The sequence below is a fragment of the Streptomyces sp. GSL17-111 genome, from assembly GCF_037911585.1.
Classification (GTDB): Bacteria; Actinomycetota; Actinomycetes; order Streptomycetales; family Streptomycetaceae; genus Streptomyces.
The window spans coordinates 5,319,898-5,335,541 of record NZ_JBAJNS010000001.1 but is presented as its reverse complement, the minus strand read 5'-3'; the positions used below and the strand labels follow the sequence as shown (position 1 = coordinate 5,335,541).

Genomic DNA, 15,644 nt, shown 5'->3' with positions numbered 1-15,644 from the left:
GGTCAGAGACCGACCTCGTTCATCAGCATGCCGACCTCGGTGTTGGTCATGCGGCGCAGCCAGCCCGACTTCTGGTCGCCGAGGGCGATCGGACCGAACTTGGTGCGGACCAGCTTGTCCACCGGGAAGCCCGCCTCGGCCAGCATGCGGCGCACGATGTGCTTGCGCCCCTCGTGCAGGGCGACCTCGACGAGGTAGTTCTTGCCGGTGTTCTCCACGACCCTGAAGTGGTCGGCCCGGGCGTAGCCGTCGTCCAGCTTCACGCCGTCCTTGAGCCGCTTGCCGAGGTCGCGGGGGATCGGGCCCTGGATGGCGGCCAGGTACGTCTTGCGGACGCCGTAGCGGGGGTGGGTGAGCCGGTGCGCCAGCTCGCCGTGGTTGGTGAGGAGGATCAGCCCCTCGGTCTCGGTGTCGAGGCGGCCGACGTGGAAGAGCCGCGTTTCGCGGTTCTGCACGTAGTCGCCGAGGCACTGGCGGCCCTCCGGGTCCTCCATCGAGGAGACGACCCCGGCGGGCTTGTTCAGCGCGAAGAACAGGTGCGCCTGGGTGGCCACCGTCAGCCCGTCGACCTTGACCTCGTCCTTCTCCGGATCGACCCGCAGACCCTGCTCCAGCACGATGCGGCCGTTGACCTCGACGCGGGCCTGGTCGATCAGCTCCTCGCAGGCCCGGCGCGAGCCCATGCCGGCGCGGGCCAGCACCTTCTGCAACCGCTCCCCCTCCGGCTCGTCGAAGGTCTTCGGGAGCTTGAGCTGCGGCTTGTCGTGGCGGGCGCGGTTGCGCTCCTCGATCTGGGCCTCCAGCTCCCGGGACCGGGAGGGCGCCGTGCGCCGCGCGGGCTTCGCACCGGCCCGGCCGCCGCCCTTCGCCCCGGCGGACTTGCCGCCGGCGGGCTTCCCCCCGGCGGGCCGGCCACTCGCGGGCCTGTCACTCGAGGGCCTGCCGGGCTTGCCACCGGCGGACGGGCCCGACCCGGCGGGCTTACCGCCGGCGGGCCTGCCGGGTTTGCCACCGGCGGGTTTGTCTCCGGTGGCCGGGTAACGGCGCTCCTCCGGGCGGGGGCGCCCGGAGGAGCGCCGCTGCCCGCCGTCCCGGCCGTCGCCCGCGCCCCGGGGGTTGCGGTTGCTGTTCCTGCCACTGCTTCGCATTGAAGATTCCGTCTTACGTCCGAGCGTCGCCGCTGTCGTCTGCATCCACTGCATCTGCCTCGAACGACGGCACGCCCTCCTGGCTCTCGCCCTCCACCGCGTCCGCCTCCGGGAGGAAGGGCGCGAGTTCCGGCAGTTCGTCCAGGCCGCGCAGGCCCATCCGCTCCAGGAAGTAGTGCGTCGTCACGTACAGGATCGCACCTGTTTCCGGTTCGGTGCCCGCCTCCTCCAGCAGACCCCGCTGGAGGAGGGTGCGCATCACGCCGTCGCAGTTGACGCCGCGCACCGCCGAGACGCGTGAACGGCTGACGGGCTGCCGGTAGGCGACGACCGCGAGCGTCTCCAGCGCGGCCTGCGTCAGCCGGGCCTGCTGCCCGTCCAGCACGAAGCCCTCGACGGCGTCGGCGTACGCGGCGCGGGTGAAGTAGCGCCAGCCTCCGGCGACGTACCGCAGCTCGAAGCCGCGCCCCTCCCGGGTGTAGTCGTCGGCGAGCCCCCGCAGCGCCTCGGCCACCGCGCGCCGGGGGCGCTGCAGTATCCGGGCCAGGTGCTCCTCGGTGGCGGGCTCGTCGACGACCATGAGCACCGCCTCCAGCGCGGGCTTCAGCGGCAACTCGGCCACCCGGCTCGCGCCCGCGGGCGCCTCGGCCCCGGCGGGCCCGGATACGGCGGTCTGCTCGCTCATGGCTGGCTCTCCTCTTCCCCGGCGGACGGCGGCCCGGACGGCCGGTCGAACTCGTCGGTCACCCGTGGGGCCGTCTCCGCGCCCCCGGCCCACCGGACGGTCAGGGTGCCCAGGGCCTCGTCCTGGTCCAGCGTGACGGCCCGCTCGCGGTAGAGCTCCAGCAGGGCCAGGAACCGGGCGACGACGGTGAGGGTGTCGGTCGCGTCGGCGGTCAGCTCGGCGAAGCTGGCCGTACCGGTGGCCCGGAGCCGGGCCACCACGACGTCCGCCTGCTCCCGGACGCTGACCAGCGGCGCGTGGATGTGGTCGACGTAGACCTGCGGTCTGGGGCGCGGCTGCATGGCCTTGACCGCGAGCCGGGCGAACCCCTCGGGGCCGATGCGGATCACGACGTCGGGCAGCAGCTCCGCGTGGTGCGGCTCCAGGCCCACCGTCCGGGGACGGCGCAGGGCCTCGGTGGCCAGCCGGTCGGCGAAGATGTCGGCGACCCGCTTGTACGCGCGGTACTGCAGCAGCCGGGCGAACAGCAGGTCGCGCGCCTCCAGGAGGGCGAGGTCCGCCTCGTCCTCCACCTCGGCGGACGGCAGCAGGCGGGCGGCCTTGAGGTCGAGCAGCGTCGCGGCGACGACGAGGAACTCCGTCGTCTGGTCCAGGTCCCAGTCGGGGCCCATGGCGCGGATGTGGGCCATGAACTCGTCGGTGACGCGCGAGAGCGCCACCTCCGTGACGTCCAGCTTGTGCTTGGCGATGAGCTGAAGGAGCAGGTCGAAGGGCCCCTCGAAGTTGTCCAGGACGACCGTGAAGCGACCGTCGTCCCCCGGCTCGGGCGGCTCCGCGTCGGGCTGCGGCCCCGGCTGCCCCACGGGCGGCGTGGCGCCGGGCGCCGGTGCCGGAGCGGGCTGCTCGGGCACGTCCGGTGCGGGCACGCCCGGCTCCGCCACGGCGGGCGGACGGGGGTCGGGCACCGCGGCCGACGGGCACGCGGCGGTGCCCCCCGGCGCGACCCCGACGCCCCGGCCGAGGGCGCGGCGCCGGGGTCGCGCCCTCGGCCGGGGCGTGGGGGACGGATCGGACGTGCTCATCGCGACGGCACCCTATCGCCCCGCACCGGGCCGGGGTGCCCGTACGCGCCCGCGCGCGGCGGCCCGAAGCCTCCCGCCCGTCGGTCCCGCCGCGCGGGCGCTCAGCTGCCGCGCAGGCGGCGGACGAGGATACTGGCGTCCCCCCGGGACTCCAGGTCCGCGAGGACGACCGCGACCGCCTCGCGGACGATCCGGCCCCGGTCGACGGCCAGCCCGTGTTCGCCGCGCAGCACCAGGCGCGCGTGTTCGAGGTCCATCAACTCCTCGGCGGAGACGTAGACCGTGATCTTCTCGTCGTGCCGCTCCCGCCCGCTGGGACGGCGCGGGGCGCTGCGCCGGCGCTGCGCCCCGCCCGGGGCCTGCCGGCCGCGCGGCTGGGGTGCCCGCCCGGCGGCGGCCTGCGGGGCGGCCTGCGGGGCGGGCGGGCGGCTCTGCCCCCGCTGCGCCGGGGCGGTGGCGGGCCGACCGGCGTCGCGCCCGCTGTGCTCCTCCGTGCCGTCCTCGGGGCGCGGCTCTCCGGCGGGCGCGGGCACCCGGGACGCGGGCGGCCCGGTGTGCTCGCCGCCCGCGTCGGGCGCCTGCTGTGCCTGCTGCGGGGTGGAGGGCTGGACTCCGCCGCCCCCGGTCGTGCGGAAGAGTTCGTCGGCCGCCGGGAGACTCACTCGGCGTGGCACCGGGCGAGCACCTCCCTGGCGAGCTGACGGTAGGCGGCGGCGCCGACGGAGTTGGAGGCGTAGGTGGTGATCGGTTCACCGGCGACCGTGGTCTCGGGGAAGCGCACGGTGCGTCCGATGACGGTGTGGTAGACGTTCTCGTCGAACGCCTCGACGACGCGGGCCAGCACCTCGCGGCTGTGCACGGTGCGCGAGTCGTACATCGTGGCGAGGATGCCGTCGAGTTCGAGCTGCGAGTTCAGTCGTTCCTGCACCTTCTCGATGGTCTCGGTGAGCAGGGCGACACCGCGCAGCGCGAAGAACTCGCACTCCAGCGGCACGATCACCTTGTGCGCCGCCGTCAGGGCGTTGACGGTGAGCAGGCCGAGTGAGGGCTGGCAGTCGATGACGACGAAGTCGTAGTCGGGCAGCAGCGGTTCGAGGGCGCGCTGGAGCGTCGACTCGCGGGCGACCTCGCTGACGAGCTGCACCTCCGCCGCCGACAGGTCGATGTTGCTCGGGAGCAGGTCCATTCCGGCGACGGCCGTCTTGAGCAGCACCTCGTCGCTGGACATGCCCCGCTCCATGAGCAGGTTGTAGACGGTGAGGTCGAGCTCCATCGGGTTGACGCCGAGGCCGACGGACAGGGCGCCCTGCGGGTCGAAGTCGACGAGCAGGACGCGGCGTCCGTACTCGGCGAGCGCGGCGCCGAGGTTGATGGTCGACGTGGTCTTGCCGACGCCGCCCTTCTGGTTGCACATCGCGATGATCTTCGCCGGGCCGTGCTCGTTGACGGGGCCGGGGATCGGGAAGTACGGGAGCGGGCGGCCGGTGGGGCCGATGCGCTCGCGGCGCTGGCGCGCGGCGTCCGGGGCGAGGGTCGCGGCGTACTCGGGGTCCGGCTCGAACTCCGCGTCCGGGTCGTAGAAGTGACCGTCCGGCATGTGCGCCTCGTGTTCCGGGAGACCGTCCGCGGCGGCGCCGACTGCGGCGCCCCCGGGGTGCTGGTCCGTGCTCTGGTGGCTCTGATGGGCTGTCATGCGCGTGGAGTCCTGGTGTGCGGTGAAGGTGCGGACAGCGACGGAGCCGACAGCCTGCCGCCCGGCGAGCTCCTGGCCCGGCGCAGGCGTTCCTGGACGGCCACCCCCGGGAGTAAATGTCGACTCATTCACAAGTCGTCTTACCTCCTTGGCGACCAGGGAATTTCTAGACAGGTCAGCGTGGCACCATGCCGACGTTTGGTGACTCTATGGCGAGTCGGCAGTCCGCAGCAACACAATCGGTCGCAGTGGGCGGGATGTGTCGATGAGCGCACGGCGGATTGTCAAGGGCGTAGGGCGTCCCCACCGGGGGGCACCACGGCGCGCGACGACGGCCGAATCGGCTAAAACGGTTATCTTCCCCGCAAGTTGACAGCAGATCGTCGCACAGAGTGACGACACGTCAGGAGCCCCGGTCGGACCACAGGCGCGTGTGGTCCGACCGGGGCCCTGGAGAGCGGTGACCTTGACACCGCAGGTTGACGCGAACCCCCGGCGGGGCGGGGAGGTCAGCCCAGCAGGTCGGCGAGGTCCGCCAGCGGCAGGCCGTGCGCCTCGGCCACGGGGCCGTAGACGACCTTGCCGTCATGGGTGTTGAGCCCCTTGGCCAGCGCGGCGTCCCGGCGCAGCGCCTCGGCCCAGCCCCGGTTCGCCAGCTCCAGGATGTAGGGGAGCGTGGCGTTGGTGAGGGCGTAGGTGGAGGTGTTGGGCACCGCGCCCGGCATGTTGGCGACGCAGTAGAACACCGAGTCGTGCACGCGGAACGTCGGCTCGGCGTGCGTGGTGGGGCGCGAGTCCTCGAAGCAGCCGCCCTGGTCGATCGCGATGTCGACAAGGACACTTCCCGGCTTCATCCGGGCCACCAGCTCGTTGGTGACCAGCTTCGGGGCCTTCGCGCCGGGGATGAGCACCGCGCCGATGACGAGGTCGGCCTCCAGGACGGCCTTCTCCAGCTCGAAGGAGTTGGAGGAGATCGCCCTCACCCTGGTGCCGAAGATCTTGTCGGCCTCCCGCAGCTTGCTGATGTCCTTGTCCAGCAGGGTCACGTGGAAGCCGAGGCCCACGGCGATCTGCGTGGCGTTCCACCCGGAGACACCGCCGCCGATGACGACGGCCTTGCCCGCGTGCACGCCGGGGACGCCACCGGGCAGGACGCCGCGACCGCCGGCCGACCGCATCAGGTGGTACGCGCCGACCTGCGGGGCGATACGGCCCGCCACCTCGGACATCGGGGCCAGCAGCGGCAGCGCGCGGCCGGCCGTCTCAACGGTCTCGTAGGCGATGGCGGTGGTGCCCGACTGGAGCAGCGCGTCGGTGCACTCACGGGAGGCGGCGAGGTGCAGGTAGGTGAAGAGGGTCTGGTCCTTGCGGAGGCGGTGGTACTCCTCCGCGATCGGCTCCTTGACCTTCAGCAGCAGATCGGCGGTGGCCCACACCTCGTCGGCGGTGTCCAGGATGGTGGCACCGGCGGCCGTGTACTCCGCGTCGGCGATGGAGGAGCCGACGCCGGCGCCGCGCTCCACGTGGACCTGGTGCCCGCCTCGGACGAGCTCCTGCACGCCGGCCGGCGTGATGGCCACGCGGAACTCGTTGTTCTTGACCTCGCGGGGGATACCGACCTTCACGTCGATCACGGTTCCTTGGGATCTGGGGGGCTGGAGACAGGCCGTGCGCGGCTGACGCCGCCGCCTCCCACATCAGGATAAATGCCCTATGACGGAAGCAGCCGCGTAGCGGTCGTGATGACCACGGCTCCGCCAGTCTAATGAAGGATCGCTTCGTGTCTAGCCTTACAAACCAGGAATCTTTTCTGCGATCACTATGGGATTCGTAGGTCGCGGCTCAGGTGCCGGACGGCGTGGGGTGGCCTGCGGGGCCGGGTCCGCCCGTCTCCTCCGCCTTCCGCGCCTCGCCGTCCTCGCCGTTCCCGGTGTCCCCGCCACCGGGCTCCTCGGCTCCGCCACGGGCCTCCGGGTCGCCCCCCTCGTCCGCTTCCGCCTTCCCGTCCGCCGCCCTCGGGACGCCCCCGGGGCCCGGCTCCGGCCGGGGTTCCGAGCGCGGCTGGCCGAGCGCGACCGAACCGGCCGGGGGTACCGCCGTGCCGGCCAACAGGCGCTCGGCGGCGGCCCGGTGGGCGGCTGCGCCGGCGGGGTCGCCGACCCGGGCGCAGGCGTCGGCCAGCCGCAGGCTCAGCCCCGCCTCCAGCCGGACGTCCCCGGCGTCGCGCGCCCGTTCCAGCGCCTGGTAGCAGGTGCGCAGGCAGTCGTGCGCGTGTCCGGCGTACTCCTGGACGCGCGCCACCTCGCTCAGCGCCCGCGCGTGGGCGTGCGGATTCCGCAGCCGACGGTGCGCGGCGGCGGCCGATCTCCACGCCCGCAAAGCCTCTCCCCACTGCCCGGCGTAGAGGTGGACGGCGCCCAGCCGCCCGTGCAGCCGGGCCGCTCCCTCCTGGTCGCCGTGGTTCAGACACAGGGCGAGCGCCCGCCCGTACCAGTCGGCCGCGCGCGGCCAGTCGGACTGCTCCGCGTAGGTGCCGCCGAGGCTGTCCATCGCCCGCACCGCCGCCGCGACGTCGCGCCCGCCGTCGGTGCGGACGGCGGCGAGGGCCGCCCGGTAGCGCTCGACGGCGGCCGGCAGCCGTCCGGTCCAGGCGTCCAGGTCGCCGAGGTTGAGCAGGGCGGCGGCGCGCTCGCGGTGCAGGGCGCGGCGCTCGGCCACGTCCAGCACGAGTTCGTGCAGCCGGTACTGCTCCGGCGCCGTCCGCTCAGGGGGGCGGTGTGCGTTCAGCGCCCGGGCCAGCGCGGCGATGAAGCGGCGGGCGAGGGTGTCCAGCTCCCCGTCGGCCACCACGGCGCGGGCTCCGGCGAGCAGGGCCGGGAGCCGGGAGTCCAGCCAGGCGGCGGCCTCGCGCCGGGTCTCGAACCGCAGGGGGCGCGGCTGCTGGGCCAGCTCCCGGCGCGGCGCGGACCCGGCCGGTTCGGTGACGGCCCAGCAGCCGTGCAGCCGGCGCACCGCCCGCTCCAGCAGGCGCGCGCGGGCGAGCTGCACGTCGGCCGGACGCTCGTGGTCGTCGACCTCCCGGTGCAGCAGGGCGTCCAGGCACGGCGGCACCCGCCAGGCGTCCGCGGGCAGCGGACGCAGGAGGCCGAGGCGCGTGAACGCGGCCAGGGCGTCCCGGGTCGCCGGCACGTCCCAGCCCGCCAGGGCCGCTGCGAGGGGCACGTCGACATAGCCGTCCGGGGCCAGGCACAGCAGCCGCAGCAGGCGGGCGCGCGAGACGGACAGGGAGGCGTGGACCATGCGGAACGCGCGCTCCAGCGGTGTCGCCCCGGGCGCCTCGGCGAGCCGCCGGGCGGCGTCCAGGACGGAGGCGTGCGGGTGCGCCGCCAGCCAGCCCCCGGCCAGGACGAGGGAGGCGGGGTGGTGGTCGCACGCGGCGGCGAGCCGGTCGGCGGCGCGGGGATCGACGGTGATCCGCAGGTCGGAGCCGGCCCGGGAGCCGAGCAGCCGGACGGCGTCCGCCGGGTCGAGCCCGCCGAGGGTGCAGGGACGCACGTCCGGGACGCCGCTGAGCGGACCCTCGGAGGTGGCCAGCACGAGGCAGTCGCGGTCGTCCGGCAGCAGCTCGGTGAGCTGTTCGGCCGCCGCGACGTCGTCCAGGAGCAGCAGGGCGCCGCGTCCGCTCAGGGTGTGGCGCAGCGCCTGGGTCAGCTCGTCGCGGTGCCCGCCGGGCGGTGCGTGCACCCCGAGGGCGTCCAGCAGGTCGCGGGCGGTCCGCTCGACGGGGACGGGCGCGCCGCCGGGGTCGGTGAGCCGCGCGCGGTACACGCCGCCGGGGTGGTCGGCGGCGACCCGGTGGGCGAACGCCTCGGCGAGCGCGGTGCGTCCCGAGCCGGGCGACCCGGCCACGAGGAGCACCCGGGCGCGGGGGGCGGGCCGGCCCGCCAGCGTCTCCAGCCCGGCCCGCGCGACGTCGGCCCGCAGCGCGGCCAGTTCCCGTTCGCGGCCGGTGAAGGCTTCCTCGACGCCGTGGACGCCGTGGCCGACATTGCTGTGCACCGCCTGATCCGTCACGCGGCGAGCGTAGTGCAGGCGCGGTCACATGCCGTGATAGGCAGGCTGTCGTATCACCGCATCGGAGGGGTGCCGCCCCGGGCGGCGCCCGTCGGGGCGAGGGCGCCGCCCGGCGTGTCGGCTACGCCGGATAGGGCCGTGCGGGCCAGGGCGCCTGGGCGGGCCGCAGGGAGTCGGGACCGGTGCCGCCCGGTTCCCCGGTGAGCGCGGCGTGCAGGGCCAGGACGCCCAGCGCGAGGATGCCGTTGTGCAGCTCGCCGGCCAGGACGCCGCGCACGAGGACGTCGAGCGGGACGCGGGCCAGCTCCATGTCCGCCTCCTCCTCCAGCGCCTCGTACCGCTCGCCCTCGGCCGCCGACAGCTGCCGGGCGAGGAAGACCCGCACCGCCTCGTCCGAGCCGCCGGGGCTGGTGTAGACGTCGGTGAGGACCCGCCAGTCCTCCGCCTTGACGTGCGCCTCCTCGTACAGCTCGCGCTGGGCGGCGTGCAGCGGGTTCTCCCCTGGCACGTCGAGCAGCCCGGCGGGCAGCTCCCACAGCCGGTGCCGTACCGGGTGCCGGTACTGCCGCAGCACCACCACCCGCCCGTCGCCGTCCAGGGCCAGCACGGCGACGGAGCCCGGGTGCGTCTGGTAGTCCCGCCCGTGCGTGCCGCCGTCCGGCATGACCACCTGGTCGGTGCGCACCCCGGTCTTGTGGCCCGTGAACGGCACGGTGCTGGAGCTGACCGGCCACTCCTCCGGGGTGTCGGCGAGTCGCCCGCTCACGCCCGCTCCTGCTGTCGCTCGACGGCGGCCCTGACCAGCCCGGCGAACAGCGGGTGCGGCCGGGTGGGCCGGGAGCGCAGCTCCGGGTGGGCCTGGGTGGCCACCAGGTAGGGGTGGACCTCGCGCGGGTACTCGACGTACTCGACGAGCTTGTTGTCCGGCGAGGTGCCGGAGAACACCAGCTGGGCCTTCTCCAGCTCGTTCCGGTAGGCGTTGTTCACCTCGTAGCGGTGCCGGTGGCGCTCCTCGACGTAGGGCTCCCCGCCGTAGACCTCGCGCACGATCGAGCCCTCGGCCAGTTTCGCCGGGTACATGCCCAGCCGCATCGTGCCGCCCATGTCGCCCTCCCCGGCGACGATGTCCATCTGCTCGGCCATCGTGGAGACGACCGGGTGCGGCGCGCCGGAGTCGAACTCGGTGGAGTTGGCCCCCTCGATGCCCGCCAGGTTGCGCGCGGCCTCGATGACGATGCACTGCAGGCCCAGGCAGAGTCCGAGCAGCGGCACGCGGTTCTCCCGCGCGTAGCGGATGGCCTCGACCTTCCCCTCCACGCCGCGCTCGCCGAAGCCGCCGGGGATACAGATCGCGTCCACGTCCCCGAGCAGCCGCTCGGCGCCGCCGGGCGCCCGGCACTCGTCGGAGGTGACCCACTTGAGCTTCACGCGGGTGCGGTTGGCGAAGCCGCCCGCCCGCAGCGCCTCCGTCACGGACAGGTAGGCGTCGGGCAGGTCGATGTACTTGCCGACGAGGGCGACGGTGACCTCGTGGTCGGGCCGGTGGACGCGGGTGAGCAGGTCGTCCCACTGCGTCCAGTCCACGTCGCGGAACGGCAGGTCCAGGCGGCGCACCACGTAGGCGTCCAGGCCCTCGGTGTGCAGCACCTTGGGGATGTCGTAGATCGACTTGGCGTCGATGGCGGCGACGACGGCGGCCTCTTCCACGTCGCACATCAGCGAGATCTTGCGCTTGATGGCGGTGGGCACCTCGCGGTCGGCGCGCAGGACGATCGCGTCCGGCTGGATGCCGATGTTGCGCAGGGCGGCCACCGAGTGCTGCGTCGGCTTGGTCTTCAGCTCACCGGACGGCCCGATGTAGGGGAGCAGCGAGATGTGGACGACGAAGACGTTGTCCCGGCCGACCTCGTGCCGCACCTGGCGCACGGCCTCCAGGAAGGGGAGCGACTCGATGTCGCCGACCGTGCCGCCGACCTCGGTGATGACGACGTCGACCTCGTCGGTGGCCAGCCGCCGGATGCGGTGCTTGATCTCGTTGGTGATGTGGGGGATCACCTGCACGGTGTCGCCCAGGTAGTCGCCGCGCCGCTCCTTGGCGATCACCGAGGAGTAGATCTGCCCGGTGGTGACGTTGGCGGACCCGTCCAGGTCCACGTCGAGGAAGCGCTCGTAGTGCCCGATGTCCAGGTCGGTCTCGGCGCCGTCGTTGGTGACGAACACCTCGCCGTGCTGGAAGGGGTTCATGGTGCCGGGGTCGACGTTCAGGTAGGGGTCGAGCTTCTGCATGGTGACCCGCAGCCCGCGGGCCTTCAGCAGCGCACCCAGGCTGGAAGCGGTCAGGCCCTTGCCGAGCGAGGAGGCGACACCCCCGGTGACGAAGAGGTGCTTGGTCGTCATGGATTTGGGCGGCATGGCCAAGAGGGGGCTCCCGTGGTCGCGAGGTGAGGTGCGCATCGGCACCCGGCCGAGGGGTCGACGGGGGTGCCGCTGCCTGAGGTTCGGGGGCCCTGCCGCTGTCGGCGGTCGGTGACCTGCCGGTGCGGCGCGGCACCCACCGCTCCACGGGCTACCAGGGTATCAGCCGAGCCGGGGGCCCGGTGTGCGCGTACGGTGCCGGAGAGGAGGTGGGAGGGCACATCCGCTCCACGCCTCCACCATCATTCCGCCGGACGTCCAGCGCCGGGTCCGACGATGTGACCGGACGGCCGGAGTCGGCCTATCGTGACGACTGGGCGGTTTCGCCGTCCAGCGTCGTATGCTGCTCGGATATTCGCTGGGCAGGAAGAGATCGTACGTCCCACGGGGGGCGTCAACGCCGTTCGACTGGAGAAGCCTGTGGCCGGGCGCATCGAGGACTACGCACTCATCGGGGACATGCAGACCGCCGCCCTGATCGGACGTGATGGCACAGCCGACTGGCTCTGCCTCCCCCGGTTCGACTCCCATGCCGTCTTCGCAGGCCTGCTCGGCACCGAGGAGAACGGCTTCTGGCGGCTGGGCCCGACGCCGCTGGGCGACGAGACCCCCCGCCCGGCGACCCGGCGGCGCTACCGGGGCGACTCGCTGGTGCTGGAGTCGGAGTGGGACACCGACCGGGGCACGGTCCGGGTCATCGACTTCATGCCGCCCCGGGACGGCGCGCCGCAGCTGGTGCGCATCGTGGAGGGGGTCAGCGGCCGGGTCCGGATGACGTCCGCCCTGCGCATGCGCTTCTCCTACGGCTGGGTCGTGCCCTGGGTGCACAAGGTCGACCACCGCACCGTCGCCGTCGCCGGCCCGGACTCCGTCTGGCTGGACACCGACGCCGAGACGTACGGCAAGGACCTGACGACGTACGCGGACTTCACCGTCTCGCCCGGTGAGCGGGTGGCCTTCACCATCAGCTGGCAGGCGTCGCACCTGAAGCCGCCGCCGTACCCGGAGCCCGAGGTCGCGCTCGAGAACACCGAGGAGTTCTGGCGCGGCTGGGTCGAGCACTGCACTTACCACGGCCCCTACCGCGAGGCCGTCGTGCGCTCGCTGATCACCCTCAAGGCGCTGACGTACGCCCCGACCGGCGGCATCGTCGCCGCGCCGACGACGTCCCTGCCCGAGGACATCGGCGGCGTGCGCAACTGGGACTACCGCTTCACCTGGCTGCGGGACGCCGCGATCACGCTCTCCTCCCTGCTGCGCACCGGCTACCGCGACGAGGCGCGGGCCTGGCGCGAGTGGCTGCTGCGCGCCGTGGCGGGCGACCCGGAGAACCTCCAGATCATGTACGGGATCGCCGGGGAACGCGAGCTGGGCGAGACGGAGCTGACGTGGCTGTCCGGCTACGAGGGCTCCACGCCCGTCCGCGTGGGCAACGGCGCCGCCGGGCAGCTCCAGCTCGACGTCTACGGCGAGGTCACCGAGGCCCTGCACCTGGCCCACATGACCGGCCTGGCCCGCAACGACTACGCGAGTCTGCTCCAGCTCAAGCTCATCCGGTACCTGGAGGACCACTGGGACGAGCCGGACGAGGGCATCTGGGAGGTCCGGGGGCCGCGCCGGCACTTCGTCCACTCGAAGGTCATGGCGTGGGTCGCGGTGGACCGCACCGTCAAGCTCATCGAGTCCGGTGAGGTGGACGGCCCGCTGGAGCGCTGGCGGGACCTGCGCGACGAGATCCACCGCACGGTGTGCGAGAAGGGCTACGACAAGGAGCGCAACACCTTCACCCAGTCCTACGGCTCCAAGGAGCTGGACGCCTCGCTGCTGCTCATCCCGCAGATGGGCTTCCTCCCGCCGGACGACAAGCGGGTCATCGGCACCATCGAGGCCATCCAGCGGGAACTGTCCACCGAGGACGGGTTCGTGATGCGCTACCCGACGGCCGGGGCCACGCCCGGCGTGGACGGCCTGGAGGGGGACGAGGGCGCGTTCCTCGCGTGTTCGTTCTGGCTGGCCGACGACCTGGCGATGATCGGCCGGGTCGAGGAGGCGCGGCAGCTCTTCGAGCGGCTGCTCGCCCTGCGCAACGACCTCGGGCTGCTGGCGGAGGAGTGGGATCCGAAGCTCAAGCGGCAGGTCGGCAACTTCCCCCAGGCCTTCAGCCACGTGCCGCTGATCGACACCGCCCTGCGGCTGACGGCCTCCGGCGCCTACGGCGGCTGACCGCCCGGCGCACGAGCGAAGGACCTCAGACCCGTGACCGTACCCGCACCCCGTCCCACGCTGGAGGCGGTGGCCGCCCACGCCGGGGTGTCCCGGGCGACCGTGTCCCGGGTCGTCAACGGCGCCGCCGGGGTCCGGGCGGAGGTCACCGAGCGCGTACTCGCCTCGGTGGCGGCGCTCGGCTACGTGCCGAACCGGGCCGCCCGCTCCCTCGTGACCCGCCGCACGGGCGCGGTGGCGGTCGTCATCGCCGAGCCGGAGACGCGGGTCTTCTCCGACCCGTTCTTCGCCCGGCAGCTGCGCGGCATCAGCCGTGAGCTGGCCCGGCACGACACGCAGCTGCTGCTCCTGCTCTCCGAGAGCCGGGCGGACCAGGGGCGCGTCGGCCGCTACCTGTCGGGCGGACACGTCGACGGCGCACTGATGTTCTCGCTGCACGGCGACGACCCGCTGCCCTCGATGGCCGCCGCCTCCGGGCTGCCGACGGTCTTCGGCGGCCGTCCGGGCTGGGACGGCGCCGAGAAGGACCCGCAGCTGTTCTACGTCGACACCGACAACCGGGGCGGTGCGCGGCTGGCCGTGGAACACCTGAGGGAACGGGGCCGGCGGCGCATCGCGGTGATCACCGGCCCGCTGGACATGACGGGCGCGCAGGACCGGCTCGCCGGGTACCGGGACGCGCTGGGCGTGGCCGAGGCCGACCCGGCGCTGGTGGCCTGCGGCGACTACACCGCCGAGGGCGGCGAGCGCGCCATGGCGGACCTGCTGGCCCGCTCCCCCGGCCTGGACGCGGTCTTCGCGTGCAGCGACCTGATGGCCTTCGGCGCCCTGCGGACGCTGCGGGCCGTCGGGCGGCGGGTCCCGCAGGACGTCGCCGTGGTCGGCTACGACGACCTGCCGCCGGGGGCCTGGCCCGAGCCCGCGCTGACGACGGTGCGTCAGGACGTCGAGGAGATGGGCTCGCTGATGGCCCGGATGCTGCTGCGGCGCCTCGGGGTGGCGGAGGCCGAGGACGGCGCCGGGGTCCCGCCCACGTCCGTGATCACCGAGGCCCGGCTGATCGTCCGCGCGACCACCTGACGGCGGGCGCCGCGTCACCTGACGCCGGGCCCTGGACGCCGGGCGCCGCGTCCCGCCGTCAGCCGTCGCGTACGGCGCCGGTCACCTCGTCGTAGACGCTGAGGACGTGGGCGACCGTCTCGTCCTCGGTGGGCCAGCGCGCCGCCCGCTCCCGGCCCGCCCGCACGAGCCGTTCGCGCAGCTCCGGTTCGCCCAGCAGCGCGCCGACGGCCCGTGCGAGGGCGGGGGCGTCGCCGTAGGGCACCAGCAGCGCGGCGTCGCCGACGAGTTCGGGCAGACTCCCGGCCGGGGTGGCGACGAGGGGCACGCCCGAGCGCAGGGCCTCCTGGGCGAGCAGCGAGCGTCCCGTCCACCGGGCACCGAGGACGGCGACGTCGGCGGCGGCCAGCAGTGCCGTCGCGTCGTCCCGGCGCCCGAGCAGGACGACGGGCAGGCCCTCGTCGGTGATCCGGCGGTGCAGCGCGGCCCGTTCGGGGCCCTCACCGGCGATGGCCACGAGCGGCTGCGGGTCCAGCTCCCGCCAGGCCCCGGCCGCGGTGAGGAGGGTGTGGTGGCCCTGGTCGGGCGTGAGCCTGCCCACCGCGAGGACGAGGGGGCGCGCGACCGCGCCGAGGTCCGCGCGGAGTTTGGCCCGACCGGACTCCTCGGTCGGCGCCGACCCTTCGCCGGAACCGGCCGCACCGGCCGCCGGGGCCGGGCCGGGCAGCGCGACGGGGGCGAGCCGGGCGTCCCGGGCGCCGCGTCGGCGGGCCCGCCGCACCAGGTCCGGCGTCGCGCCCAGCACGACGCGCGCGGCCCGGGCGACACGGCGTTCCAGCAGCCGGGTCACCGAGGCCTGCACGCCCTCCGGGTGCCCCCGGCGGTGCCAGGTGACGACGAGCGGGACGCGGCCGCGGCCCCGCAGGGCGAGCACGGCCACGAGCGCGGCCCACGTCCCGTGCGCGTGGACGAGGTCGGCCCCCTCGGCGACCTGGCGGAGTAACGCGACGGCGCGCGCCCGCTGGTGCACGGGCAGCGGCGCGACGTGCGCTCCGGCCGCCGTGAACCGGAAGCACCGCTCGGCGCCCGGCGGCGCGCACACCGTCACCCGCAGACCGCGCGCGGCGAGCCCGGCGGCGAGGGACCGTACGTGCGCGCCGACGCCCGCCCCCGTCCCCGCGTACACCTGGACGGTGTGCAGCGGCAGCCGCGAGACGGCGGCGGCCCCGGGGCGGGGTCCGGGTGGGGCGGGCGGGTTGGGCACG

At 74.3% G+C, this 15,644-nt stretch carries 12 protein-coding genes; 2 read left to right on the top strand and 10 right to left on the bottom strand.

Translation table 11 applies throughout. From position 1 onward, the window contains the following. Positions 1–2: 2 nt before the first annotated feature. From V6D49_RS23620 to V6D49_RS23580, 9 genes are all read right to left on the bottom strand, one after another. Positions 3–1,148, bottom strand: a complete 1,146-nt coding sequence (locus tag V6D49_RS23620) for a pseudouridine synthase (protein WP_340562701.1) — start codon at positions 1,146–1,148, stop codon at positions 3–5. 13 nt (positions 1,149–1,161) lie between these two features. Continuing rightward, the gene (gene scpB / locus V6D49_RS23615; protein WP_340562699.1) at positions 1,162–1,833 is read right to left on the bottom strand and encodes an SMC-Scp complex subunit ScpB; all 672 of its coding nucleotides are present in this window, start codon (positions 1,831–1,833) and stop codon (positions 1,162–1,164) included. Next, a complete protein-coding gene (locus V6D49_RS23610) occupies positions 1,830–2,915 on the bottom strand; it encodes a segregation and condensation protein A (RefSeq protein WP_340562697.1) in 1,086 nt (361 codons plus the stop codon). Before V6D49_RS23610 ends, scpB begins: the two co-directional genes overlap by 4 nt. Positions 2,916–3,016: 101 nt before the next feature. Beyond that, positions 3,017–3,589 (bottom strand): hypothetical protein, encoded by a 573-nt coding sequence (locus V6D49_RS23605; protein ID WP_340562696.1) that lies wholly within the window; start codon positions 3,587–3,589, stop codon positions 3,017–3,019. Next, positions 3,574–4,740 carry a ParA family protein gene (locus V6D49_RS23600; RefSeq protein WP_340562694.1) on the bottom strand — a complete coding sequence of 389 codons (1,167 nt, stop codon included), beginning with the start codon at positions 4,738–4,740 and terminating at the stop codon, positions 3,574–3,576. The genes V6D49_RS23605 and V6D49_RS23600 overlap by 16 nt, the downstream gene beginning before the upstream one ends. Before the next feature lie 377 nt (positions 4,741–5,117). Next, a complete protein-coding gene (gene ald / locus V6D49_RS23595) occupies positions 5,118–6,233 on the bottom strand; it encodes an alanine dehydrogenase (protein WP_340564248.1) in 1,116 nt (371 codons plus the stop codon). A gap of 217 nt (positions 6,234–6,450) precedes the next feature. After that, on the bottom strand, positions 6,451–8,682 hold the full coding sequence (locus tag V6D49_RS23590) for a tetratricopeptide repeat protein (protein ID WP_340562691.1): 2,232 nt from the start codon (positions 8,680–8,682) through the stop codon (positions 6,451–6,453). Positions 8,683–8,803: 121 nt separating this feature from the next. Next, positions 8,804–9,448 carry an NUDIX hydrolase gene (locus V6D49_RS23585; RefSeq protein WP_340562689.1) on the bottom strand — a complete coding sequence of 215 codons (645 nt, stop codon included), beginning with the start codon at positions 9,446–9,448 and terminating at the stop codon, positions 8,804–8,806. Beyond that, entirely contained in the window at positions 9,445–11,094 is a 1,650-nt protein-coding gene (locus tag V6D49_RS23580) for a CTP synthase (RefSeq protein ID WP_340562685.1), read from the bottom strand. The genes V6D49_RS23585 and V6D49_RS23580 overlap by 4 nt, the downstream gene beginning before the upstream one ends. Before the next feature lie 462 nt (positions 11,095–11,556). On the opposite strand from V6D49_RS23580, the gene V6D49_RS23575 reads away from it, so the two are divergent. Together V6D49_RS23575 and V6D49_RS23570 are read left to right on the top strand one after the other, a co-directional pair. Continuing rightward, the gene (locus V6D49_RS23575; RefSeq protein WP_445330659.1) at positions 11,557–13,320 is read left to right on the top strand and encodes a glycoside hydrolase family 15 protein; all 1,764 of its coding nucleotides are present in this window, start codon (positions 11,557–11,559) and stop codon (positions 13,318–13,320) included. Between the two features lie 33 nt (positions 13,321–13,353). Next, complete coding sequence (locus V6D49_RS23570; RefSeq protein WP_340562680.1) at positions 13,354–14,400, top strand: LacI family DNA-binding transcriptional regulator; 1,047 nt, start codon at positions 13,354–13,356, stop codon at positions 14,398–14,400. Between the two features lie 58 nt (positions 14,401–14,458). On the opposite strand, the gene V6D49_RS23565 is transcribed toward V6D49_RS23570, so the two are convergent. Further along, a complete protein-coding gene (locus V6D49_RS23565) occupies positions 14,459–15,643 on the bottom strand; it encodes a glycosyltransferase family 4 protein (protein WP_340564246.1) in 1,185 nt (394 codons plus the stop codon). Between the last annotated feature and the right edge of the window lies 1 nt (position 15,644).